Annotated in this window: 24 protein-coding genes; 17 read left to right on the top strand and 7 right to left on the bottom strand. The window is 67.8% G+C overall.

Annotated features, from left to right (window positions below; all coding sequences use genetic code 11):
• Positions 1-110: 110 nt before the first annotated feature.
• From NR101_RS13285 to NR101_RS13260, 6 genes are all read left to right on the top strand, one after another.
• Positions 111-1,463, top strand: coding sequence for an aspartate aminotransferase family protein (locus NR101_RS13285; protein WP_256777261.1), 1,353 nt, complete (start codon positions 111-113; stop codon positions 1,461-1,463).
• A gap of 79 nt (positions 1,464-1,542) precedes the next feature.
• Entirely contained in the window at positions 1,543-2,418 is an 876-nt protein-coding gene (locus NR101_RS13280) for a plasmid replication/partition related protein (RefSeq protein ID WP_256777262.1), read from the top strand.
• A gap of 208 nt (positions 2,419-2,626) precedes the next feature.
• Positions 2,627-3,919, top strand: coding sequence for a DUF445 family protein (locus NR101_RS13275; RefSeq protein ID WP_256777263.1), 1,293 nt, complete (start codon positions 2,627-2,629; stop codon positions 3,917-3,919).
• Between the two features lie 98 nt (positions 3,920-4,017).
• Positions 4,018-4,416, top strand: coding sequence for a DUF4124 domain-containing protein (locus NR101_RS13270; RefSeq protein ID WP_256777264.1), 399 nt, complete (start codon positions 4,018-4,020; stop codon positions 4,414-4,416).
• 66 nt (positions 4,417-4,482) lie between these two features.
• The gene (locus tag NR101_RS13265; RefSeq protein WP_256777265.1) at positions 4,483-4,773 is read left to right on the top strand and encodes a type II toxin-antitoxin system RelE/ParE family toxin; all 291 of its coding nucleotides are present in this window, start codon (positions 4,483-4,485) and stop codon (positions 4,771-4,773) included.
• Between the two features lie 37 nt (positions 4,774-4,810).
• Positions 4,811-5,116, top strand: a complete 306-nt coding sequence (locus tag NR101_RS13260) for an addiction module antidote protein (RefSeq protein ID WP_256777266.1) — start codon at positions 4,811-4,813, stop codon at positions 5,114-5,116.
• Between the two features lie 6 nt (positions 5,117-5,122).
• Here NR101_RS13260 and NR101_RS13255 read toward each other — a convergent pair whose 3' ends face one another.
• On the bottom strand, positions 5,123-6,337 hold the full coding sequence (locus NR101_RS13255; protein WP_256777267.1) for an aminotransferase class V-fold PLP-dependent enzyme: 1,215 nt from the start codon (positions 6,335-6,337) through the stop codon (positions 5,123-5,125).
• Between the two features lie 285 nt (positions 6,338-6,622).
• Between NR101_RS13255 and NR101_RS13250 the strand changes: the two genes are divergently transcribed.
• The 4 genes from NR101_RS13250 to NR101_RS13235 all read left to right on the top strand — a co-directional run bounded on the left by NR101_RS13250 (position 6,623) and on the right by NR101_RS13235 (position 11,273).
• Positions 6,623-8,854 (top strand): TonB-dependent siderophore receptor, encoded by a 2,232-nt coding sequence (locus tag NR101_RS13250; RefSeq protein ID WP_256777268.1) that lies wholly within the window; start codon positions 6,623-6,625, stop codon positions 8,852-8,854.
• Positions 8,855-8,971: 117 nt separating this feature from the next.
• Positions 8,972-9,295 (top strand): DUF3649 domain-containing protein, encoded by a 324-nt coding sequence (locus NR101_RS13245; protein ID WP_256777269.1) that lies wholly within the window; start codon positions 8,972-8,974, stop codon positions 9,293-9,295.
• Positions 9,292-10,941, top strand: a complete 1,650-nt coding sequence (locus NR101_RS13240; protein WP_256777270.1) for a PepSY-associated TM helix domain-containing protein — start codon at positions 9,292-9,294, stop codon at positions 10,939-10,941. Before NR101_RS13245 ends, NR101_RS13240 begins: the two co-directional genes overlap by 4 nt.
• Positions 10,938-11,273 carry a DUF3325 domain-containing protein gene (locus NR101_RS13235; RefSeq protein WP_256777271.1) on the top strand — a complete coding sequence of 112 codons (336 nt, stop codon included), beginning with the start codon at positions 10,938-10,940 and terminating at the stop codon, positions 11,271-11,273. The genes NR101_RS13240 and NR101_RS13235 overlap by 4 nt, the downstream gene beginning before the upstream one ends.
• A gap of 267 nt (positions 11,274-11,540) precedes the next feature.
• Here NR101_RS13235 and NR101_RS13230 read toward each other — a convergent pair whose 3' ends face one another.
• The 3 genes from NR101_RS13230 to NR101_RS13220 form a co-directional block, all read right to left on the bottom strand.
• Positions 11,541-12,077: a GNAT family protein gene (locus tag NR101_RS13230; protein WP_256777272.1), complete on the bottom strand. Its 537-nt coding sequence runs from the start codon at positions 12,075-12,077 to the stop codon at positions 11,541-11,543.
• A 14-nt stretch (positions 12,078-12,091) separates the two neighbouring features.
• Complete coding sequence (rlmKL, locus tag NR101_RS13225) at positions 12,092-14,236, bottom strand: bifunctional 23S rRNA (guanine(2069)-N(7))-methyltransferase RlmK/23S rRNA (guanine(2445)-N(2))-methyltransferase RlmL (protein WP_256777273.1); 2,145 nt, start codon at positions 14,234-14,236, stop codon at positions 12,092-12,094.
• A 171-nt stretch (positions 14,237-14,407) separates the two neighbouring features.
• Positions 14,408-14,935, bottom strand: coding sequence for a hypothetical protein (locus NR101_RS13220; protein WP_256777274.1), 528 nt, complete (start codon positions 14,933-14,935; stop codon positions 14,408-14,410).
• A 58-nt stretch (positions 14,936-14,993) separates the two neighbouring features.
• Between NR101_RS13220 and NR101_RS13215 the strand changes: the two genes are divergently transcribed.
• Positions 14,994-15,563, top strand: a complete 570-nt coding sequence (locus tag NR101_RS13215) for an N-acetylmuramoyl-L-alanine amidase (protein WP_256777275.1) — start codon at positions 14,994-14,996, stop codon at positions 15,561-15,563.
• Positions 15,564-15,601: 38 nt separating this feature from the next.
• Here NR101_RS13215 and NR101_RS13210 read toward each other — a convergent pair whose 3' ends face one another.
• The 3 genes from NR101_RS13210 to NR101_RS13200 all read right to left on the bottom strand — a co-directional run bounded on the left by NR101_RS13210 (position 15,602) and on the right by NR101_RS13200 (position 18,124).
• Positions 15,602-16,507: a sulfurtransferase gene (locus NR101_RS13210; RefSeq protein WP_256777276.1), complete on the bottom strand. Its 906-nt coding sequence runs from the start codon at positions 16,505-16,507 to the stop codon at positions 15,602-15,604.
• A complete protein-coding gene (locus tag NR101_RS13205) occupies positions 16,504-17,316 on the bottom strand; it encodes a CoA pyrophosphatase (protein ID WP_256777277.1) in 813 nt (270 codons plus the stop codon). The genes NR101_RS13210 and NR101_RS13205 overlap by 4 nt, the downstream gene beginning before the upstream one ends.
• Positions 17,317-17,422: 106 nt before the next feature.
• Positions 17,423-18,124: an FKBP-type peptidyl-prolyl cis-trans isomerase N-terminal domain-containing protein gene (locus tag NR101_RS13200; RefSeq protein WP_256777278.1), complete on the bottom strand. Its 702-nt coding sequence runs from the start codon at positions 18,122-18,124 to the stop codon at positions 17,423-17,425.
• Between the two features lie 183 nt (positions 18,125-18,307).
• On the opposite strand from NR101_RS13200, the gene NR101_RS13195 reads away from it, so the two are divergent.
• The 6 genes from NR101_RS13195 (at position 18,308) to pstS (ending at position 23,648) form a co-directional block, all read left to right on the top strand.
• Positions 18,308-19,090, top strand: coding sequence for an enoyl-CoA hydratase-related protein (locus tag NR101_RS13195; RefSeq protein WP_256777284.1), 783 nt, complete (start codon positions 18,308-18,310; stop codon positions 19,088-19,090).
• Positions 19,091-19,093: 3 nt separating this feature from the next.
• Complete coding sequence (locus NR101_RS13190; protein ID WP_256777279.1) at positions 19,094-19,456, top strand: hypothetical protein; 363 nt, start codon at positions 19,094-19,096, stop codon at positions 19,454-19,456.
• Complete coding sequence (gene nth, locus NR101_RS13185; protein ID WP_256777280.1) at positions 19,456-20,145, top strand: endonuclease III; 690 nt, start codon at positions 19,456-19,458, stop codon at positions 20,143-20,145. Before NR101_RS13190 ends, nth begins: the two co-directional genes overlap by 1 nt.
• A 178-nt stretch (positions 20,146-20,323) precedes the next feature.
• On the top strand, positions 20,324-21,535 hold the full coding sequence (locus NR101_RS13180) for an OprO/OprP family phosphate-selective porin (protein ID WP_256777281.1): 1,212 nt from the start codon (positions 20,324-20,326) through the stop codon (positions 21,533-21,535).
• Between the two features lie 193 nt (positions 21,536-21,728).
• Positions 21,729-22,505, top strand: a complete 777-nt coding sequence (locus NR101_RS13175; protein WP_256777282.1) for a hypothetical protein — start codon at positions 21,729-21,731, stop codon at positions 22,503-22,505.
• 123 nt (positions 22,506-22,628) lie between these two features.
• Complete coding sequence (pstS, locus tag NR101_RS13170) at positions 22,629-23,648, top strand: phosphate ABC transporter substrate-binding protein PstS (protein WP_256777283.1); 1,020 nt, start codon at positions 22,629-22,631, stop codon at positions 23,646-23,648.
• Positions 23,649-24,222: the final 574 nt, after the last annotated feature.

The following is a 24,222-nucleotide window of genomic DNA, read 5'->3' as shown; positions in this document are numbered from 1 at the left end:
GCGGGGCTCCAAGGGGGTGTTCGGGCTCCTTTTTATACCCGCCGTCCTCGCTGCGCATCGTGATGCATCTGCGATAAAGTCGTGATCAACCGGTTCCTGCGGAGATGCCGATGCGCCGTGCCGACACCCCGTTGTCGTCCTTGTCCCAGCAGCGCCCCGAGTCGCTGGAGGCGTTCTGGATGCCGTTCAGCGCCAACCGCCAGTTCAAGTCGGCGCCGCGCCTGCTGGTGCGCGCCGAGGGCATGTACTACCACGATGTCGACGACCGCCCGGTGCTGGACGCGGCAGCCGGGCTGTGGTGCTGCAACGCCGGCCATGCACGCCCGCGGATCGTGCAGGCGATCCAGCAGCAGGCGGCCATACTGGACTTCGCCCCGCCGTTCCAGATGGGTACGCCGCTGCCGTTCGTGCTGGCACAGCGACTGGCTGCCCTCGCCCCGGCCCCGCTCAACCATGTGTTCTTCAGCAATTCCGGTTCCGAAGCGGTGGATACCGCGATGAAGATCGTGCTGGCCTACCACCGGCTGCGCGGCGAGGGTCAACGGACCCGCTTCATCGGCCGCGAGAAGGCTTACCACGGGGTCGGTTTCGGCGGTATGTCGATCGGCGGGCTGCCGAACAACCGAAAAACGTTCGGGCCACTGCTGGCCGGCAGCGATTTCCTGCGCCACACCCTGGACCTGTCACGCAACGCGTTCAGTCCCGGCCTGCCCCGGCATGGCGCCGAGCTGGCCGAAGACCTGGAGCGGCTGATCGCGCTGCACGATGCTTCGACGATTGCCGCGGTGTTCGTCGAACCGATCGCCGGCTCGGCCGGGGTGATCCTGCCGGCGCCGGGCTACCTGCAGCGGCTGCGCGAAATCTGCGACCAGCACGGCATCCTGCTGGTGTTCGATGAGGTCATCACCGGTTTCGGCCGGGTCGGCAACGCTTTCGCCGCACAGCGCTTCGGGGTCACCCCGGACCTGATGACGCTGGCCAAGGGGCTCACCAACGGCGCGGTGCCGATGGGCGCCACGCTGGTCTCGGACACGGTGCATGCGGCCTTCATGCAGGGCCCGCCGGCGGCGATCGAGTTGTTCCATGGCTATACCTATTCGGCCCATCCGCTGGCCTGCGCCGCCGCGCTGGCCACGCTGGACACGTATGCCGAAGACCACCTGTTCGAGCGCGCCATCGAGCTGGGCGAGTACTGGCAGTCGGCGCTGCACAGCCTGCGCGGGCTGCCGCACGTGATCGACATCCGCAACTTCGGGTTGATCGGCGCGGTGGAACTGATGCCACGCAAGGATGCCCCGGGCGCGCGCGGCTACGAGGTGTTCGAACGCTGCTTCCGCGATGGCGGCCTGCTGGTGCGCTGCACCGGCGATGTGATCGCGCTGTCGCCGCCGCTGATCATCGACAAGGCGCAGATCGACCGTATCGTGGAAATCCTGGGCGACATGATCAGCGCCACCGGCTGAGCCTGAATCGGGCGGCGACGACGGCGACCGCCGCGATCCTTACAATGGTCGGTCACGTTTCGCTCGCGTACCGGATTGCATGGACATTGTCGTCAAAGAAGAACTCAAGGCCTACATCGATCCCCTGACCCCGGACGAGCACGACGCGCTGGAGCGCAGCATCCTGGCCGAAGGCTGCCGCGATGCACTGGTGCTGTGGGGTGATGTGCTGGTGGACGGGCACAACCGGTTCGGCATCTGCCAGAAGCACGGATTGCCGTTCCAGACCGTGCAGAACACCCGCTTCCAGTCGATGGATGATGTGCACCTGTGGATGATCGAGCAGCACCTGGGCCGTCGCAGCGTGTCCGACTTCCAGCGCGGCGTGCTGGCGCTGCGCAAGCGCGACATCCTGGCCGAGCGCCGCCGCATCGAGCAGGCCCAGCTGCAGAAGGAAAGCGACGGCGAGATCGCCGACGCCGGCCCCGAGAGCGATGAGGACAGCCCGCCGTGGGCCGCTGCGCCGAAGGTCAGCCGTGCCGACATGGCGCGCGAGGCGCGGCTGAGCAGCAGCCAAGTGACGATGATCGAGCGCATCCACAAGCAGGCCGCCCCGGAGCTGGTGGAAGCGGTCAAGACCGGCGTCATCTCGATCAGCGCGGCAGCGGCCGTGGCTGACCTGCCCGAAGCGGAGCAGCGCGCGGCGGCGGTCGGCGGCAAGGACGAGCTGAAGCAGGCCGCCAAGCGCGTGCGCGAGGCCAAGCGCAAACCGCGCAAGCCGGTGCAGGAGGTGCTGCACAGCGCCGATGACGGCATGGAGATCGACCCCAGCCGCGAGGCGGAAATCGCTGACGCGCTCAGTGCGCTGGGCGAGGGCCCGGCCGAGCTGCGCCAGCGCGTGATCGCGCTGACGCTGGAGAACGATGCACTGCGCCAGCAGCTGGCCGCGCTGCGCAAGCAGTTGGCCGAGGCCTGAGGTAGTGCCGGCCGTTGGCCGGCAAGTTCATGAACCTTCGGTGGGGGGTGCGTGGTTGCCGGCCAGCGGCCGGCACTACCTCTCTTCGGTGGGTGGGCGTGGTTGCCGGCAAGCGGCCGGCACTACCGCTCTTCGGTGGGGTGTGCGTGGTTGCCGGCCAGCGGCCGGCACTACCGGGCGATCATGCGGGGGTGGTTAGACTGTTGGCATGACGACCATTTCGCCGCCCGACCCGCGCCGCGCCCAGCTGCGCCGCCTCAAACTGATCGCGCTGGCCATGCTGGTGGCGATGCTGGCCGGTTTCGTGGTCAGCCACTGGCAGGGCGAACGCGGCATCTGGGCCTGGGTCTCGGCGTTCTGCGAGGCGGCCGCAGTGGGCGCGCTGGCCGACTGGTTCGCGGTGGTGGCCTTGTTCCGCCGCCCGCTCGGCCTGCCGATCCCGCACACGGCGATCATTCCGCACAGCAAGGAGCGCATCGCCGACAGCCTGGCGGTGTTCGTGCGCGACCAGTTCCTGGAACCGAAAGCGCTGCTGGCGCGGCTGCAGGTGTTCGACCCGGCCAGCCGGCTCGGCAGTTGGCTGGCCGATCCGGCACGCTCGAAACTGCTCGCCGACATGGCGCGCGGCTGGGCATTGCAGGCGCTGGACTTCCTCGACGAGGCCGCCGTCCGGCGCAGCATCCAGGGCTTTGTGATCCAGCAGTTGCGGCAATGGAACGCCGCGGCCACCGCCGGCGAACTGCTCGGCCTGCTCACCGCCGACAACCGCCACCAGCGCGTGCTGGACGAGGGCCTCACCCGCGTCAGCGAATGGCTGGACAACCCGTCGGTCAAGCAACGCGCCTCCGAACTGATCGTGCGCTACCTGCAGCGCGAATGGCCCAAGCTCGCCAGCACGGTCAACTGGGTCAAACCGATCGATGAGATCGGCGACAGCCTCGCCGAACGCATGGCCCATGCGGTGCTGGAGGAGCTGCAGCAGATTCTGGCCCAGCCCGAGCACCCGCTGCGCCGGGACTATGAGGCCTGGCTGGCCGACTACATCCAGCGCCTGCGAAGCGACCCGGCGCTGGCCGACAAGATCGACCAGATCAAGCAGCAGGTGATCGACCACCCGGCCGTGCAGGACTACGTGCAGGGGCTGTGGGAACGCATCCACGCCAGCCTGCGCGCGGACCTGTCCAGCGAAGACTCGGCGCTGGCCGGTCACCTGCGCCGCAGCCTGGCCTCGGTCGGCCAGGCGTTGCAGGACGATCCCTCGCTGCGCGACGCCCTCAACCAGCACCTGATGGACGGCGCCGAACGCCTCACCAGCCGGTTGCGCGAGGGCGTCACCCAGCACATCGCGCAGACCGTCAAGGGCTGGGACGAGCGCCACCTGGTCGAACAGCTGGAACTGAGCGTCGGCCGGGACCTGCAGTTCATCCGCTTCAACGGCACCCTGGTCGGTGGCCTGATCGGCCTGCTGCTGCACGCGGTGACGGTGTGGATGCACTGGTAGCAGCGGCACCCCGGTTGACGATTTGACCGGGTGTTTTTGTGAAGTAGTTCGCGTATTCTGCCGCGCATTCCGGGCTGGAGTGGCCCACAGGGGGAATGATGCGACGGATCATCGTGACGCTGGCGCTGTGCGCGCTGGCCAGCAGCGCCCATGCCGGGCGCGTGTACAAATGCGCGGCCGGCGGCCAGACCATCTACCAGACCGTGCCCTGCCCGCCCGAGCAGGACACCGGCGTGACCCGGCCGATCACCAAGGACCCCAACCTGAGCTGGGAAGAGCGCACCCGCGCCCAGCGCGAGTTGTATGACGCGCGCCGCCGCATGCAGGCCGATGCCGGCCGCGGCCCGCCGGCGGTGCGTGGCACGGTGATCGACGGCTCGGTCGATCCGGAGCAGTGCCAGGACCTGCGCCTGCGCCGCGAGATGGGCGAGGCCTTCGGCCGGCCCGCCCCGCCCCGCATCGAGGACGAGATCAAGAGGGCGTGCGCGAAGCGATGAGGGAGCGCACGACACCGTCAGCCTTGACGGTTGCACTTTGTATCCATATGGATACACTTTACCCCTATGGTATTGGTGCAGGCAACCGAGGCGTTAGACAGGTGGCTGCGCCGATTGCGCGACACCCGCGCCCGCGCGGTCATCGCAGAACGGATCCAGCGGCTGGCCAACGGCCTTGCCGGTGACGTCAAGACCGTCGGCGGGGGTGTCAGCGAACTTCGTGTTCACCATGGCCCGGACTACCGCGTGTATTTCACGCGGCGTGGCAGGCAGTTGATCATCCTGTTGTGCGCCGGCGACAAGGACAGCCAAGGATCGGACATACAGAAGGCGCAACGGATTGCCGACCAGCTCTAGCGCGGAATGCCACGCTGCTCTCTCCAGGACCTACCCCATGCGCAAGCCCACACTCCTCGCTTTCGACCCTGCCGATCATCTGGTCGACGACGCCGCCATTGCGGTGTACCTGACCGAAGCGCTGGCGGCCGATGATGCCGTGCATTTCCAGGACGCGCTACAGGCGGTGACCCGCGCGCGCGGCATGTCGCAGGTTGCCGAGGCTGCTGGCCTGGGCCGCGAAAGCCTCTACAAGGCGCTGAAGCCAGGCGCACACCCGCGTTTTGACACGGTCCAGCGCGTGCTCGGCGCGTTGGGGGTGCGGCTGACCATCGAACCGCTGGAACCACCTAGCGTTATCTGATGCTGCTCAGTCCAGTGCCGCCCGCACCGCCCCGACCAACGCGTCCATCTGCGCCGGGGTGCTGAAAATACCCGGGGTCACGCGCAGGCACGCGCCCGACGCCAGACCCTCGCGCGGAAGCACGAACACGCTGGACTGGCGGACCATGCGTTCGGCGATGGCGGTGTTGTCGGCCATCGTGGTCTGGCCGTGCAGCCGGAACGAGGCAATGGCGCTGGACAGGCGCGGATCGGCCGACGCCAGCAATTGCACCCGGTCGTCATCGCGCAGCGCATCCAGCCAGCGGTTGCGCAGGTGCAGCAGCCGCGCACGCTTGTTGGCCACACCTATCCGCTGGTGTAGCTCGAGCGCGACCGGCAAGGCCATGTAGGCGGCGAAGTTGACCGTGCCGGTATGGATGCGGGTGCCGATATCGTCGTGGTCGGCCTCGCCCATGTAGGGATCGAGATCGCGCACCCGTCCGCGACGCACGTAGATCGCGCCGACACCGACCGGGGCGCCGATCCACTTGTGCAGGTTGATACCGACGAAATCCACGCCCAGCGCGCGCAGCGGCGTGTCGACCTGGCCGATCCCATGGGCGGCATCGAGTACCACCTCCGCCCCGGCCGCACGCGCCAGCGCGGCGATCTCGGCCACCGGCAGCAGCATGCCGTTGCGGTGGTTGACCTGGGTGAGCAGCAACAGGCGCGTACGCGGGTGGCGGGCCAGCGCCTGCCGGTAGGCATCCACGATGCCGTCGTGGTCGAATGGCTCGGGCAGCACGATGCGCTGCACGTCCACGCCACGCCGTGCGTGCAGCCACTGCATCGCGCTGATCATGCTGTCGTAGTCGGTGTCGGCATACAGCACGCCATCGCCCGGGCCGAGCCGGTTGTAGCCACCGATCAAGGCCTGCATCGCCTCGGTCGCACCCCGGGTCAGCGCGATTTCGTCAGTGTCCACGCCCAGCGCCTGCGCCAGCTGCACCCGCGCCTGTTCAAACAGCGGTGGGAACGCCAGTCGACCGAACCAGGCGTTGCCGGCGTTCACTGTCGCGGTGGCCTGCTGGTAGGCCTGCAGCACCGGCCGCGCCATCGCGCCCCAGTAGCCGTTGTCGAGCATCACCACCTCGTCGGTGAGGTCGTACAGCGCGCGCACCTGCGCCCACCAGGCCTCGTCGCCGGCCAGTTGCGCAGGCGTGCGCCCGTCGATTGCAGGCAGCACCACCGGATCGCTCATCGATTTTCCTGCTGTGTGTGGGGACGCCAGTATGGCCACGCCGACGTGTCGAACCCATGCAGGATGCTTGCCGAACGAAATGATAATGACTATCATTCAAGCACTGGGTGTACGCCCAGCTTATCGGCCCCGAGGCCGCATGCCGTGCCTCGCCGCCTGCGCCCCACGTACATCCCCTGCTTCGATTCCGTTTCTGCCGGTGTTGCCGCCGGCAACGTGGCGTCGCGCCCAGCGCGGCCCGCAATGGATTGCATGACGCCACTTCACCCCTTTGGAATGCCTGCCATGTCTGTTGCACTTGCCTCGCCGCTGTCCCGACCGTCGCTGCTCGCCCTTGCCCTGCTCGCCGCGCTTGCCGGGCATGCGCCCAAGGCGCTGGCGGATGCCGCGCCGGCCGACGCCACCACGCTGGACACGGTCAAGGTCACTGCCGACGGCGATATCCCCACCTCGTACACGGTCAAGCAGGCGCGCACCGCGACCAAGCTGGACCTGTCGCTGCGCCACACGCCGCAGTCGGTCACGGTGGTCACCCGCCAGCGCCTGGATGACATGGGCCTGTACGCGCTGTCGGACGTGATGGGCCAGGTCACCGGCGTGCATGTCTCGGTCACCGACAGCGAGCGCATCAGCTACATCTCGCGTGGCTATGCCATCAACAACTTCCAGATCGACGGCATGCTCAACACGTTCGGCGGCTCGCTCAAGACCAACACCGACAGCGTGATCTACGACCGCATCGAGGTGGTGCGCGGCGCCACCGGCCTGACCACCGGCGCCGGCGACCCGTCGGGCACGATCAACATGGTGCGCAAGCGCCCGACCAAAGACGTGGCGATGAGCGCCGGGCTCACCGTGGGCCGCTGGGGCAACCAGCGCCTGGAAGCGGACATCGGTGGCCCCATCGCGCTGGATGGGCGCGTACGTGCGCGTTTTGTCGCTGCCAAGCAGCAGAGCGATTCGTTCCGTGATGTCTACGCGCTGGACAAGGACGTGTTCTACGGCATCGTCCAGGCAGACCTCGGCGACAGCACCCTGCTGGAAGTGGGCTATGACTACCAGTCGCCCAGGACCACCGGCGTCACCTGGGGCGTGGTGCCGTACTGGGGCGCCGATGGCACACCGGCCAACCTGCCGCGCTCGACCAACCTGTCGGCCACATGGAGCAGCTGGCCGATCGTGGAGAAAACCACCTTCGCGCGGCTGGAACAGCAGCTGGGCAACGGCTGGTCGCTCAAGGCGGCCGCCACCCAGGCCAAACGCGATACCGACGGCGATGTCTGGTACGGCGCCTCGGGCTATCCGCGCGCGGACGGCACCGGCGTGTCCGGCTTCATCTCCCACTTCGCCGAGCGCAGCCGGATGAACGTGTTCGACCTCAACGCCAGCGGCCCGTTCCAGTTGTTCGGCCGCGAGCATGAGCTGGTGGTCGGCATCGGCCAGTCGGTGCGCAAGGGCGAAGTGCCCGCCGCCGACTACGACTACAGCGGTGCCTACGGCCAGGTCCCGGACTGGCGCCACTGGACCGGCGATGTCGCCCCGCTGCCGGTGACCCGTTACGACTGGCTGTCCTCGGAAAACGAGCTCAAGCAGAAAGCCGCCTACCTGGCCGCGCGCCTGCAGCTGGCCGACCCGCTGCTGGCGGTGGTCGGTGCGCGTTACGGCAGCTGGGAAACCCGTACCTGGGCCTACACCCATGACGCGGCCGGCACGCTCACCGGCACCGCGCGCGGCGGCTACAAGCCGGACGATTCGCTCACCCCCTACCTGGGCGTGATCTACGACGTCAGCGGCGATGTCAGCGCGTATGTCAGCTACACCGACATCTTCCAGCCGCAGAACTACCGCGACCGCAACAACACCTACCTCGAGCCGGTGGTCGGCGACATGTGGGAAGCCGGCCTGAAGGGCGCGTTCTTCGGCGGTCGCCTCAACGCCTCGGCCGCGATCTTCAAGGGCGAGAAGGACAACGTGGCCGAGGTGGACGATACGGTACCGCCGGGCGCGTTGCCCGATGGCACCGATGCCTACCGCTCCACCGGCAAGGGCAACAAGGTCAAGGGCTGGGAGCTGGAAACCCAGGGCAGCATCACCGAGACCTGGAACATCTCCGGTGGCTTTGCCCATACCACCGTGCGCAACCAGGCCGGCGTGGCGCAGAACACCACCAACCCGGTCGATACCTTCCGCCTCAACACCAGCTGGCGTCCGGGCGGCGCAGACAACCGGCTGTCGCTGGGCGGCGGGGTGACCTGGCAGAGCAGGATCTACCGCAACAGCACCAAGCCCCGCGCCGATTACCTGACCAGTGGCCGCACCGAATCGGCGCTGATCACCCAGGACGCGTTCTACCTGGTCAACGTGTTCGCCGGCTATCGCTTCAACCCGAATTTCTCTGCGCAGCTCAACATCAACAACCTGCTCGACAAGAAGTACTACAGCAACGTCGGTTTCTACAACGGCGTGTACTGGGGCGAGCCGCGCAACGTGATTGTGACCCTGCGCTGGACGCTGTAACCGCTCTCCAAGGGAACGTTGCCCTGTGCAGCGACACGGCCACGGACGGCCTCCATTCCATGCATCACCGGCCGCGGCCGGTGATGTCCGTTGATCGACCCTACATTGCAGGTTCCCGTGGACAGCACGCCTGACGCCAGCTGGTTCAGCCGTTTCGGAAGTTACTTCGCCCGCCCCTGGTTGGGGGTGCTGTCGCGATCGTTGGCCGCCATCTTCGGGGGCTATGCGCTGGCGGCAACCTGTTCGATGTTCTTCGCCGTGGCCCTGCCCATCGCGCGCGGGCAGGCGGTCCTGACCGGCATGATGGTGGCCATCGTGCTGTGCGCCTGCGCGGCACTGTGGGCCTTTGCCACCCGCACCGCGCTGCGCGCCTGGGTGGGCATCGCCCTGCCCACCGCCGCGTTCTGGATCGGCACCGCCCTGCTGAGGACCAGCGCATGAAGAACGGATTCCGCCAATCGATGGCCTGGCTGCACACCTGGACCGGCCTGCTGGTCGGCTGGCTGCTGCTGTTGATCTTCATGGCCGGCACCGCCAGCTACTACCGCGAGGAAATCAGCCGCTGGATGCGCCCGGAACTGCCGCGCAGCACGGTGACGGCCGAGGTCGCCGCCGCGCGCGCGATCACCTTCCTGCAGCACAAGGCGCCACAGGCCGAGAGCTGGAACGTCACCCTGCCCGACCCGCGCAACCCGGCGATGCGGATGTTCTGGCGCAATCCCGAATCGATGGTCAAGCCACCGGCGGAGGGCGAGAAACGTCGCCGCCGGGGCGGCGGCCGCTTCGGCGATGCCACCGTCGACCCGGGCACCGGCGAGGAAGTGGCCGCGCGCGAAACCCGGGGCGGCGATTTCTTCTACCGCCTGCACTTCGACCTGCATTACATCCCGGTGCTGTGGGCGCGCTATCTCGTCGGGTTCTGCGCAATGTTCATGCTGGTGGCGATCATCACCGGGGTGATCACGCACAAGAAAATCTTCAAGGACTTCTTCACCTTCCGCAAGGACAAGGGCCTGCGGTCGTGGCTGGATTTCCACAACGTCAGCGCGGTGATGGCCCTGCCCTACCACGCGATGATCACCTACACCGGCATCGTCACGCTGATGTTCATGTACCTGCCGTGGGGCGTGAACGTGGCTTACCCCAAGGATGAGGATGCGTTCTTCAGCGAGGCCTTCGCGCGCCTGGCCGACATCGACACCCCGACCGAAGGCACCGCCACCGCGCTGCCGATCCAGCAGTTGTTGGACGCCGCGCGCGCCGAATGGAAGGGCGCGCAGGTCAGCGGGTTCACCCTGTACCACCCCGGTGGCGCCAACGCGGTGATCGATGTGTACCAGCGCGACGGCAAGCGCCTGTCGGTGGATACCCCGTCGCTGCGCTATGACGCGGTGAGCGGCGAACTGATCGAGGCCAGCCCGCTGTCCGGTGGCGCCACCCAGACCCGCGGGGTGATGTACGGCCTGCACCTGGCGCGCTTCGCCGATTGGGGGCTGCGCGCGCTGTTCTTCGTGTCCGGGCTGATCGGCTGCCTGATGGTGGCCAGCGGCGTGGTGCTGTGGGCGGTGAAGGAACGTCCCAAGCATGCCAAGTCCGGGAAGATCGGCTTTGGCCTGCGCTTGGTCGATGCGCTCAACATCGGCGCGGTGGCCGGCCTGCCGATCGCGTTTGCCGCCTATTTCTGGGGCAACCGGCTGCTGCCGGTACAGATGGCCGAGCGTTCCGACGCCGAAGCGAACGTGTTTTTCTACGCGTGGGGCGCGGCGCTGCTGGCCGCCTTCATCTGGCCCAAGCGGTTGATGTGGGCGTGGCAGCTGTACTTGGGCGCGGCGCTGTTCGCGCTGATTCCGGTGCTCAATGCGCTCACCACGCAGGCGCATCTGGGCGTGACCCTGCGCAACGGTGATTGGGTGCTGGCCGGGTTCGACCTGATGATGCTGGCCTTCGGTGCGATGCTGGCGTACTGCGGCCTGCGCATGCAGCGCTGGCAGCCGGCGTTGAGCGCGGCCGAGAAGAAGAAGCGCCAGGCCGCGGCGGCGGCGGCGGCCAAGGCCCGGGAAAGCGCGGGCGCGGAGGTCAACGCATGATGCTGCTGGCCATCACCGTGAGTTTCTCCGCGTTCACCGCGCTGTCGCTGGCGATGGACAAGCACCAGCTCGACCTGCACGGCAAGGCGGCGGCCACGCCGGCACGCATGCGCCTGTGGCGATGGCTGGGCTGGGCATTGCTGACGCTGGCGTTCGCGCTGTGCGTGTGGGACCACGGCTGGGCCGCCGGCCCGGTGGTGTGGCTGGGCGCGATGACGGTCAGCGGCATGCTGATCGCCTTTGGGCTGTACCCGTTCCGGCCGCGCTGGATCGCGCCGCTGGCGTGGGTGTTGCCGGTGGTGGGGCTGGCGGTGGCGGTGGTCGCGCGCTGACGCATAGTGACGGGCTGTGCCCGGTGATCGGTGTTGCGGGGACAGCAGCCGACCAACGGTCGGCTCTACGGGGTCACCCGCCGCCGGGCAGGCGTGACGGATCAGGGATCTTCACGCCGTGCCGGGCTGTGCCCGGTGATCGGTGTTGCGCGGACAGCAGCCGACCAACGGTCGGCTCTACGGGGTCACCCAGCCGCCGGGCAGGCGTGACGGATCAGGGATCTTCACGCCGTGCCGGGCTGTGGCCGGCGCAACGGGGTTACCCGGTCAGGGCACCAGGGAGAACACGTGCGCCGGTGCGGGGCGGTCATCGATGACCAGCCGGTTGCGGGCCACGCCTTCGCGCAGCGCACCGGATTTCACCGCCACCCGTTCGCTGGCCAGGTTGCCCACCGCCACGACGATTTCCACCCGCTGCAGCTGCAGCGGCCCGAACGCCTGGGCCGCCAGTGCCTGCACGACGCGCGTGGCGATGCCCTCGCCCTGCCGTGACTGCCGTACCCAGTAGCCCAGGTTGCAGAAGCGATGATCGTGCCGGATCGCGTTCAATCCGGCGCCGCCCACGAATGCGGCCGTCCGCTGGTCGAAGACGCCGTACTCGTACGCCGTCGCCGCCAGCATGCCCTCGCGGCAGGCCTGGAACCATTGCCGCGCCTGGTCGGCGCTGTAATCGACCGAGCACCACGGCATCCAACGCTGCATGCCGGCGGCCGACTCGCGCACCGCCGCAGCGAAACCGACGGCATCGACCTCCTCGAAAGGACGCAGGACGAGTCCGTCGGCGTGGAGGGCGCTGTCGTCCATGGCAGCCCCGTCCATCATGCGCCGTAGCGGCGCAGTTCCCAGGCGCGATGGATGCGCGGGTTGCGTTCGAAATCCTCGCCGATGGTGTCGGCGGAGATCTCCTTGCACTCGGCGAATTCCTTGATCGCTTCTTCGTCCAGCTTGAAGCGGCGGAAGTTGTTGGAGAAGTACAGCACGCCCTCCGGACTCAACCGCGCCACGGCCGCACGCAGCAGGCGCACGTGCTCGCGCTGCACGTCGAAATCTTCGGCACGCGCGGAATTGGAGAAGGTCGGCGGATCGCAGAAAATCACGTCGAAGCGATGGCGCTCGGCTTCCAGCCAGGCCAGTGCATCGGCCTGGATCAGCTGGTGCGCGCTGCCGCCCTTGCCATTGAGTGCCAGGTTGTCGGCACACCACTGCAGGTAGGTGCCGGACAGGTCCACGCTGGTGGTCGAGGCGGCACCGGCCACCGCGGCCTGCACGCTGGCCACGCCGGTGTAGCAGAACAGGTTGAGGAAGCGCTTGCCGATCGCCTCCTGGGCCATGTGCCAGCGCAGCGGGCGATGGTCCAGGAACAGGCCGGTGTCGAGGTAGTCGAACAGGTTCACGCGCAGCAGCGCATCGTTCTCACGGACCAGCACGAACTCGCCGCGCTGTTCGAAACGACCGTACTTGCTGCCGCCCTTGCCGCGTTCGCGCGACTTCAGCGCGACCTGCTCGGCCGGCACCTGGAACACCTCGCGCGCGGCCGACAGCAGCTCGTTGCGACGGCGGCGCACGTCCACGTCGGGGATGGTCGCCGGGGCGGCGTATTCCTGCACGTGCAGGAAGGTGCGGCCCGCGCCGGCATCTTCTTGATACACGTCGATGGCGGCCGCGTACTCGGGCAGGTCGGCGTCGTAGACGCGGTAGCAGGTGATGGCCTCGCGGGCGCGCCAGTTCTTGAACTTCTTGATGTTCTTGCGCAGGCGGTTGGCCACCATCTGCGCGCCTTCGCTGAGCTCACGCGGCTGGCCGGCGTTCTCGCGCTGCGGCACGGCGATCGGGTCGCAGACGATCAGCGCGCACTCGATGGCGCCATTGAACAGCTGGTATTTCTTGCTGGCGCGCAGGCCGGTGGCGAAGGCCAGGTCGGCACTGCCGCACAGCAGGCTGGCACGCCACTGCGGCACCGCGCGCTTGAGCGCATTGCCCAGCCGGCGGTACAGCACCGCATCGGCGGCCAGGCGCTCGTCGTAGGGCGGGTTGCAGACCACGCAGCCGGTTTCCTGCGGCGGCACCTGCACGTCGGTGATGTCACGCACGCCGAACCAGATCGCATGGGCAACGCCGGCGGTTTCCGCGTTTTCCTTGGCGGCGCGGATCGCATGCGGGTCGATGTCACTGCCGTGGATGACCTGCTTGAGCGCGGTGCGGCCGGCGGTTTCGCGCTCGCGCGCCTCGGCCATCAGGGTGTTCCAGGCATCGCGGTCGAAGCCCAGCCAGCGGCTCGGCGGAATGCTGCCGTGGCGCTGCAGGCCCGGGGCGACGTCGGCGGCCATCAGCGCGCCTTCGATCAGCAGCGTGCCGCTGCCGCACATCGGGTCGAGCAGGCCGCCGCCTTCGCGGTGGATCTTCGGCCAGTTGGCGCGCAGCAGCACGGCCGCGGCCAGGTTTTCCTTCAGCGGCGCTTCGTTCTGCGCCATGCGCCAGCCACGGCGGTGCATCGGGCCGCCGCCCAGGTCGATGGAGATGGTGGCCCGGCCTTTGCGCAGCGACAGGTTGATGCGCACGTCGGGGAACTCGGTGTTCACCGATGGACGCTCCAGGCCCTGCGACCGCAGGCTGTCGACCACGCCGTCCTTGACCCGCTGCGCGGCGAAGCGCGCATGGGTGATCTCGGTACCGGACACGTGCGCGTCCACCGACAGGGTCAGCTCGGGGCTGATGTGCTTTTCCCACGCCATCGCCGCCACGCCCTGGTACAGCGAACCTTCGTCGGGGCAGTCGAACTCGGTCAGCGGCCACAGCACGCGGCTGGCCAGGCGCGACCACAGCACGACCTGCAGCGCCTGCGGCAGCTCGCCCTCGGCATTCACACCGGAAATGGTGGCGGTGGCCTTCTCCAGGCCAAGCGCCAGCAGTTCGTCGGCGAGCAGGTACTCCAGGCCCTTGGCGCAGGAAACAAAGAATTTCACGGAATCGGTATCGCAGGTCAGCGGAAAGGGGGTGCCCACGGGCACGGCAAGCAGTCCGGCGCGAGGGCCGGGATGGGCATTGTACGTGAGGCGGCCGGGAACGCCTTGCCAGGGGAGTGCCGGCCGCTGGCCGGCTCGCCACGATCTCCCAGCACCCCGGCCCTTACGCCCTCAAAGCGACAGCAGCAGTTCCTCGAACGCCTTCGCCGAGGCCGCGACGTGGTTGTTCAACCGGTGCCCGTCATCCACCAGCAGCAGCCGCGCCGAGCGCGCCTGTGCCCAGGCGATGACCTGTGCCGGCGGAATCAGCTCGTCGTGCCAGGCGTGGACCACGCTGGTGGGCACGCGGGCTGCGTCCAGCGGCGGCATCGGGCCCATCGTGGTGGGCGGCACCATCAGGAACAGGCCGGCGGTGGGCACCTGCAACGAGGCGATCGCCGCGATGTAGGCGCCCAGGCTGGAACCGGCCAGCACCACCGGGCCGCGCTCGGCGGCCGTGGCGGCCCGCCCGAGCAGGCGCTGCAGGCGGGCGCGCACGTCACCGACGCTGCTGACCTCGCGCATGGCATCCAGGTCGGTGTAGTCCGGGCGTTCGTGGGTCCAGCCCAGGCGCTGGGCGACCTCGGCCAGCGCGGTCACCTTGGTGGCGTCCGGGCCGCTTTCAAAGCCGTGGGAAAGGATGCAGTGGCCGCGGCTCATGCGCGCACCGGGTGGGATTCGATGTAGGCAGTCATGCCCTGAATGCTAGCATCGGCGCATGCCCCAGCGCGTCCCACCCCTGATCGATCTGCAGCCCCTGCCCTACCAGGATCGCCTGGCCGCGCGTGCGCCGGAACAGGTTGATCTGGTGGTGATCCACTGCACCGAACTGCCGGATCTGGCAATGGCGCGCGACTACGGCGAGCGCGTGCTGTACGCCAGTGGCAGCGGCAACAGCGGCCACTTCTACATCGACCGCGACGGCCGCATCGTGCAGTACGTGGCGCTGGACCGCGTAGCGCACCACGTCAGCGGCTACAACCCGCGCTCGATCGGTATCGAACTGGTCAACCGCGGCCGCTACCCGCACTGGCTGGACTCGCGCCACCAGGCCATGGACGAGCCCTACACCGACGCGCAGATCGCCGCACTGATCGACCTGCTGCATTACCTGTGCGACGCGCTGCCCGGCCTGCGGCACATCGCCGGCCACGAGTGGCTGGATACGCGCGAAGAAGTGGCCAGCGACGACCCGGAACGGCGCGTGCCGCGCAAGCGCGACCCCGGTCCGCTGTTCCCCTGGCCGCGGGTGCTGGCGGCCGCGCCGCTGCGCGAACTGCGCGGCTGAGCGCGGCGGGCCACGCTCCCCTCGGACGGTCCGGAGTGTCAGGCGCCGGTCGCGACCGGACGGGTGGAATCGCTGACCCAGCCGCTCCACGAATCGGCATACAGGCGCGCGCCGGCCAGGCCCGCCACTTCCATCGCCAACAGCAAGTGGCAGGCGGTGACGCCCGAACCACACATCAGCACCACCTGCTCGGGCGGGTGCGTGCCGATCAACGGCTGCAACGCCGCGCGCAGATCCGCGGCGGAGCGCAGGCGTCCGTCATGCACGTTGAGCGCGAACGGACGATTGACCGCGCCCGGCACATGCCCGGCGACCGGGTCCAGCGGTTCCACTTCGCCGCGGAAGCGTTCGCCCGCGCGCGCGTCGAGCAACCAGCCCGGCGCGTGCTTCAGACGCGCGGCGACTTCGCCGACCGAGGCGATCTGGTCGCGATCGAACCGGCCCGGATAGGCCGGCACGGGCGCGACGACGGGAATGTCGGTGGTCACCGCCAGGCCGGCGGTCTGCCACGCGGCCAGGCCGCCGTCGAGCACCGCCACCCGGCGGTGCCCGATCAGGCGCAGCAGCCACCACAGCCGTGCGGCGGCCATGCTGCCGTCAGCGGCGTCGTAGACCACCACCTGGGTATCGGCGGCGATGCCCCAACGGCCCAGCGTGGCGGCGAACACGGCCTCGTCCGGCAGCGGGTGGCGGCCGTGACCGACCTTGCCCATGTCGGCCAGGTCGCGGTTGAGGTCGGCATGCAGCGCACCGGGGATATGTCCCTGCGTGTAGGCCTGCGCGCCGGACTGCGGATCGGCCAGCGCGAACCGCGCGTCGACCACGCGAATCGCGGTGCTGGCGGTGGCGCGTGCGTCGATCACGCGGGTGTGCTCCTGCCCCAGCACGGCGTTGAGGCTGGCCACATCGACCACGGTAGTCCAGGCGGGGATGTCGGCATTCATGGGGTCTGCTCCAGGCGGCGACGCAGGTTGTAGAGGATGGCGGCGGTGGCACCCCAGATGCGCTGCCCTGGCCAGCCATATTCCAGGACGTGGCGGATGCGCCCGCGGTGTTCGATCTCGATCTGGTGCAGGTTGGCCGGCTCCATCAGATAGGCCAGCGGCACTTCGAATACGTCGGCGACCTCCTCCGGTTGCGGCACCGCCACGAAGGCAGGATCGATCACCGCCACCACCGGCATCACCCGGTAACCGGTGATGGTCACGAAAGGATCCAGGTAACCCAGCACCTGTACCTGTTCGGGCGGCAGCGCGATTTCTTCCTGGCTCTCGCGCAGCGCCGCAGCCACTGCATCGCGATCGTCCGGCTCGGTGCGCCCACCGGGAAAACCGACCTGCCCGCCGTGATGGCGCAGGGTTTCGGTGCGGCGGGTGAGGATCACCTGCGCACCGCCGGCCCGCGGCACGATGCCGGCCAGTACCGCCGCCTCGACCGGCGGGCCGGGCGGCAACAGGTCGATCAGTTCGCTGCGGTTCCAGCCATCGCCGGTGGGCGGCTGGTCGAGTGGATGCAGCGCGCGCAGCAGGCGCTCGTGTTCCACCGGCGAGCCACGCAGTGCCTGCCGCAACTGCTCGCGCAGCGGCAGCGTGTGCTGCATGACGTGGTTCTGTTCGTATCGGCTCATGGTTGACCAGCGGGTGATTTCATCCACGCTGCGCAGGCAGCCCTGGCAGTAACCGGCGCGATCCAGTGCGCACAGACCGATGCAGGGCGTGGGTATGGCATGGGTGGAATGTTCGCAGATAGTCACCGGACAACAGTAACGCCATTGGACGCGGATGCGGCGGTACCCGTTTATGCCGGAAACAAAAACGCGCCGGTAGAAACTACCGGCGCGCTGGGGTGTAACGCTGTTCTTACTTGACGCTGATCAGCTTGATTTCGAACTGCACGGCCACGTTCGGCGGGAACGGGGTACGCGGGTCGGCACCGTAGGCCTGTTCCGGCGGCAGGGTGACTTCCCACTTCGAGCCGGCCGGCATCTGCAGCAGCACTTCGCGCATGGCCTTCATTTCGACTTCGCTGACCTTGATCGACGGAATCTGCTGCGCCGGGCGGGCATCGGCCGGACGGGTGCCGTACGGATACGGACCGGCGACTTCCAGCTGCACGGTGCTGGCCTGGGTCGGCTTGGCGCCCTTGCCGGCTTCGATCACGCGGTACTGCACGCCGCTCGGCAGCGCCTGAACGCCGGCCTTGGCCTTGTTGGTGGCCAGGAACTGGGTGCTCTTGGTCTTGTTCTCGGCGGCAGCCTTCTCGTACTCGGCCTTGGCGGCCTGGGCACGGCCCTGCTCGCGCTTCTGGAAGGCTTCGACGGCGGGCTTCAACTGCTCGGCCGTGATCGACGGCTGCTTCTTGGCGTAGGCATCCTGCAGGCCCTTCACCACCGAGTTGATGTCCAGCTGCTCGCCGCGTGCGGTGAGTTCAGCCAGGTTGTTACCGTAGTCGTAACCGAAGTAATAGCTCAGCTTGCCCTTTTCGGACGAGGTGTCCTGGGCGAAGGCATTGCCCGTCAGGGCCAGGGCCGCGACGGCGACCGCGATAGAACGCAACTTCATCAAACTTTTCTCCAGGGGTGGTAACTCAGGACGCGTTGGGCCGCCCTGAGGCGACGGGTTAGGATAGCCGCCGCAACGTTGATTCGCCACTAACGACGCAGGCTCTGACCTGACTTCGTTTCAAGAGTTCAACATCACTTTTTTTTAACGTTTTTCAGGAGCCCCGCCGTGGCCGACACCCCCATCGCCCCCGATCCTGTCCACGTTGCCGATGCCGGCGCCGTCCGCACCGTGACGGTAAACCGGCCGGACAAGCTCAATGCCCTCGATCGGGCCACGCTGCAAGGCCTGGACGCCGCATTCGCCGCTGCCGCCGCCGACCCCGAAGTGCGCGTGGTGGTGCTGACCGGCGCCGGCCCGAAGGCCTTCGTGGCCGGTGCCGACATCGCCGAAATGAACGGACTGAGCCCGGTTCAGGGACGTGACTTCTCCTTGCTGGGCCAACAATTGATGCGCCGCATCGAGCGCATGCCCAAGCCGGTGATCGCCCGGATCAACGGTTTTGCGCTGGGCGGGGGCCTGGAACTGGCCATGGCCTGCCACCTGCGCATCGCCGTCGAAACCGCCAAGGTGGGCCAGCCGGAGATCAATCTGGGGCTGATTCCCGGCTTCGGCGGCAGCCAGCGCCTGCTGCGCCTGTGCGGCCGCGCCGCCGCGCTGGAACTGTGCCTGCTGGGCAGCCCGATCAACGCCGCGCGCGCCCTGCAGTTGGGCATCGTCAATGAAGTGGTCGGCGTGGAGGCACTGGACGCGCGCGTGGACGCAGTGGCGTCGCAATTGGCCACGGCCGCGCCGCTGGCGCTGCGCGGCATTCTTGACGCGATCCACGTCGGCGGCGAATGCGCGCTGGGCGAAGGGCTCGAATACGAGAGCGTGCAGTTTGGTTTGATGTTCGCCACCGAAGACATGCGCGAAGGCACCTCGGCGTTCCTTGCCCGGCGCCCGCCGGTGTTCCAGAACCGCTGAACCATGCCGCACGCCGATCCCACCCTGCCCGCGCGCCTGCTGCAACTGGTGCTCGATGGCGACCTCGACGCCGCGCTCGACGCCGGGCTGATGGACTACGTTCCGCAGCACGGTGACGCCGACCTGCTGCCCGGACACCCCGAGTTGCCTGCGCGCCTGCTGCAGACCCAGCAACAACTGCAACGCGCCTGGGCCGCGCGCGCGCGCTACCGCCATCGCAGCCAGCGGCTGGCGCGTCGCGCCGCCGAACGTGACGCGCGGCGCGCGCCCCCCGCGCCCACCCCCGCATTGAAACCCGCCCTGCCGCCCGCCGCCGCCGCGATTCTGGCGCGCGCCAAAGCCAAGGCCTCCGGAAAAACCGCCTGATGAGTTCCGTGAAAAAACCCGCGCCGGCCAAGCCTGCGCCGCGCAGCGCGCGCATGCCCCGCACCGACGTGACTGAAATGTTCACGCGTCTGCGCGAGCTCAATCCGCACCCGAAGACCGAGCTCGAGTACAGCTCGCCGTTCGAACTGCTGGTCGCAGTGACGCTGTCTGCGCAGGCCACCGACGTGGGCGTCAACAAGGCCACCCGCAAACTGTTCCCGGTGGCCAACACGCCGCAGGCGATTCTCGACCTGGGCGAGGACGGCCTGAAGAAGTACATCGCCACCATCGGCCTGTACAACGCCAAGGCCAAGAACGTGATCGCCGCCTGCGCGCTGCTGGTACAGCAGCATGGCGGCGAGGTACCACGCGACCGCGCCGCGCTCGAAGCGCTGCCCGGCGTCGGCCGCAAGACCGCCAACGTCGTGCTCAATACTGCCTTCGGCGAACCGGTGATGGCGGTGGACACCCACATCTTCCGCGTGTCCAACCGCACCGGGCTGGCCCCGGGCAAGGATGTGCGCGCGGTCGAGGACCTGCTGGTCAAGGTGATACCGACCGAGTTCCTGCGCGATGCACACCATTGGCTGATCCTTCACGGCCGCTACGTGTGCAAGGCGCGCAAACCGGACTGCCCGCAATGCGTGATCCGCGACCTGTGCCGGTTCAAGCAGAAGACCGCCGCCTGAGCCGCGGTCGCGACTGCCATATTCACGCAACCCCGCCGTCATCTGCGTCGGTCATCAATGGCAGGCCCAGACGTGGCCGGGCCCCGGCCGGTCGTCGGTTTGTCCGAAACTGTCATATTTACGCAATCTTCACTAATTAGCCTGCGCAGCATCTTCCCACCTGCCTGCAAGGCTCTCCATGAAACTGCATCGCCAACTCCTGACTGCGGCCGTTGCGGCTGCGCTGTTCGTCCCGGCCGCACACGCCGAAGTGGCCATCGATGTGATCGGCGGCTCGGAGATCACCTTCGAAGGCCTGGTCCAGGCCGACGGCAACTGGTTCGACAACGACCTGACCGACCTCAACGGCGGCGACGCCGGCAACGGCAAGAACAGCGAATTCGAGCTGCGCCGCGCCGAGCTGGTGCTCAAGGGCAAGGGCCCGGGCAACATCGAGTGGGTGGTGGGCTATGACGCCAAGGCCGACAAGTTCCTGGACACCAACCTGAAATACAAGCTGGCCGGCAACGCCAACCACTTCGTTCAGTTCGGCCAGTTCAAGCAGCCCAACAGCCTGGAAGAACTGTCCAGCACCAAGAACAACGACTTCATCTCCAAGGCTGCGGTCACCAACACCTACGCGGTGGCCCGCCGCCTCGGTGGCGCCTACAGCATCGGCGACAACAACTGGTCGGTCACCGCCAGCGCCTTCGGCCGCGAGCTGACCCGCAATCTGGCCCACGGCAGCGGCTACGGCGCGCGTGGCACCTGGGCACCGATCAACGAGAAGGGCCAGGTCCTGCATTTCGGCCTGAGCTACGTCGAGTACGACACCGACGCTGACACCCTGCGCGTGCGCGCCCGTCCCAACGCCGACCTGGCCACCGCGCGCCTGGTCGACAGCGGCAACCTGGTCGACACCGACCGCGTGAGCACGATGGGCGCCGAAGCGATGTACATCGGCGGCCCGTTCAAGGCCCAGGCCGAGTATTACAACAGCAAGGCCAAGCGCTACTCGCACGACAACTACACCAGCGATGGCTATTACGTCAGCGGCTTGTGGAACATCACCGGCGAAAGCTGGGGCTACAAGGGCGGCGTGCCGACCACCGGCCTGCCGGACGAGCCGGCCTCGGGCATGTGGCAGCTGGGCGCGCGCTACGACCACATGGACCTCAATGACGGCAACCTGGCCGCCAACCCGGTTGCCGGTCGCCCGCCGATCGTCGATGGCGTGCTCGGCGGCAAGATGGATATCTGGACCGTGGGCGTGAACTACTACTGGCGCTCCAACACCAAGTTCGCGCTGAACTACGTGATGGTGGACAGCAAGAAGTACAGCTCCGCCACCCGCACGTTCGTCAACGACGACCCGAACATCCTGGAAGCGCGCCTGCAGTTCTTCTGGTAAGCGATTGCGGCAACCGTATGACAAGGAGGGCGCAGCTTGGGCTGCGCCCTTTTTTCGTGCCCGGCACCGGTAGAGCCCCCTCATGGGTGGCTGCGCTCCGCTCAGGCACCGCGCGCAGCCACCCATGGGGTGGCTCTACCCCCCTCAGGGTGCGCGGGTATGCTGGGCGCCCTTTTCCCATGGATGGAACCCGATGCGTATCGCCCTGTCGCTGCTGCTGGCCGCCGTCGGCGGCACCGCCCTGCCCGCCCATGCGCAGGACTGCCACGACGCCCAGGCGGCCGCGGAAGAGGCGTACGTGGTGCGGGCGGACAACGTGCTGCCCGATCGCCCCGGCTACACCCGCGACACCGCCGGCAGCGTCTGCCGTCGCTGGCCGGCACGCCCCGAACTGACCCTGCTGGCCACGCCGGTCTGGCGCGATGGCGGCGACCACGACGCCCGCGAGGGCGACGTGGACATCCTGATGATCGACAGCGACACCCTCGCACCACGCGCGTGGAAGGTGTTGCCCGGTGCGCTGGACAGCGATGCGATCTTCTTCGACGGCATGCAGCTGGATACCGCGCGCTATCAGCTTGCGCCGGGCACGCTCGCCTTCGGCCTGCGCGTGCAGCGGCGCAATGGCTCCGGCCCCAACCCCTTCAGCGAGGAACAGTTGCAGCTGCTGGCAATGCAGGCAGGCACGCTGCGCGCGCTCGGCCCACCAATGGTGCTGCGCCGTTTCCAGGCCGAGTGGGACACCCGCTGCGCCGGTGAATCGACCGAGGTGTCACGCACGGTTGCCGTTGGCCCGAAGGGCAAGCACGGGCTGGCCGACCTGGTCCTGCGCGAACGCCGGGTCACCACGCGCAGCTGGATGGACGGCGAGGAATGCCGCGACCAGGCCACGCCGTTAGAGGGCGAGCGCCATGTGCTGCGCTATGACGGCCGCCAGTACGGGGTTCCGGAGCCGCTGCGCCCCTTGTGACGGGCGTCCCATGAGGCATGTCACGAGGCGGTCATATGACAGTCGCTGGGCTGTCATCGAATGGTTATGGAATGAGCGCCGGGCGGGACACCCCGCACCGTCATCCATCCCAGGAGCCACCCCGTGATCCACGCCTTCAAGTCGCGCGCCGCCGTTGCCGTCCTCGCCGCGTCGTCCGTGTTCGCCGCCAACGCCGCCGATGTGACCGGCGCGGGCGCCTCGTTCATCTACCCGGTCATGTCCAAGTGGTCGGCCGACTACAGTGTCGCCACCGGCAAGAAGGTCAACTACCAGTCGATCGGTTCCGGCGGTGGCATCGCGCAGATCAAGGCGGCCACGGTTGACTTCGGTTCCTCCGACGCCCCGCTGAAGCCGGAAGAACTGGCCGCCGCAGGCCTGGCACAGTTCCCCTCGGTGATCGGCGGCGTGGTGCCGGTGATCAACGTGGCCGGTATCGCCCCGGGCGCACTGAAGCTGGACGGCCCGACGCTGGCCAACATCTTCCTGGGCAAGATCAAGACCTGGAACGACCCGGCCATCGCCGCGCTCAACCCGGGCGTCAAGCTGTCCGACGGCAAGATCACCGTCGTGCACCGCTCGGACGGTTCGGGCACCACCTTCAACTTCGTCAACTACCTCTCCAAGGTCAACCCGGAGTGGAAGAGCAAGGTCGGTGAAGGCACCTCGGTGCAGTGGCCGGTCGGCATCGGTGGCAAGGGCAACGAAGGCGTGGCCGCCTACGTGAAGCAGATCAAGGGCGGCATCGGCTACGTCGAACTGTCCTACGCGCTGCAGAACAAGATGTCCTACGCGGCGATGAAGAACGCCTCGGGCAAGGTCGTGCTGCCGAGCGACACCTCGTTTGCCGCGGCGGCCGCCAGCGCCGACTGGGCCAGTTCGAAGGACTTCTACCTGGTCATGACCAACGCCCCGGGCGCCGAAGCGTGGCCGATCACCGCCACCAACTTCATCCTGGTGCGCAAGCAGCCCAAGAACGTGGCCAACGCCAAGGCCACGCAGGAGTTCTTCCGCTGGATCTACAAGAACGGCGATGCCCAGGCCAAGCAGCTGGACTACGTGCCGCTGCCGGACGCCCTGGTCAAGCAGATCGAGACCTACTGGTCGCAGAACCTGAAGTACTGAGTTTCCCCGCTCAGGTACCGAGTATTGGTCGGTACGCGTCGGAGGCAACAACGGAGCAATGGCGGCGGCAGGACCTCTCTCCCCTGCCGCCGCCGGGCGCGGATCGCAAGATCCGCGCCTTTTCTTTTTGTGTTTGTTTTTTTTGAAGCGGGAAGCGCAGAGCAAGGCAAAGCAGAGCAGAGCAGAGCAGAGCGAAAAGCGCTGTGCTGTGTTGGCTCCGGAGGCTGGGCGGGTGGGGGTGGGTAGCCGGGGCACGCTGCAAGTACGTCCTTGTAAGCTCCACCATCGCATCCATGCGATGGAGGGCCCCGGCTACCCACCCCCACCCGCCCCCGACAGTTTCCCGGCCCTCACCGAGGAGCAAACGCGCTCTCCCATGCGAGTCATGTCTGTAGGAATGCGACCGCTACAGCGTCAGTGATCGGGTTGGTGGTGGTTTTGGTGGTGGTTTTGGTGGTGGTTTTGGTGGTGGGTTTGGTTCTGGTTGGGTTATGCCCATGGCCACCGGCCCACTGTCTGGGGCGGGGGTGTGTGGGTTCGCGGGACCGTCGTACGCCATGGATGGCGTACGCGA

Source organism: Stenotrophomonas sp. Ste86, from assembly GCF_024519465.1.
Lineage (GTDB): Bacteria > Pseudomonadota > Gammaproteobacteria > Xanthomonadales > Xanthomonadaceae > Stenotrophomonas.
This window is presented reverse-complemented; position numbering and strand designations above follow the sequence as displayed.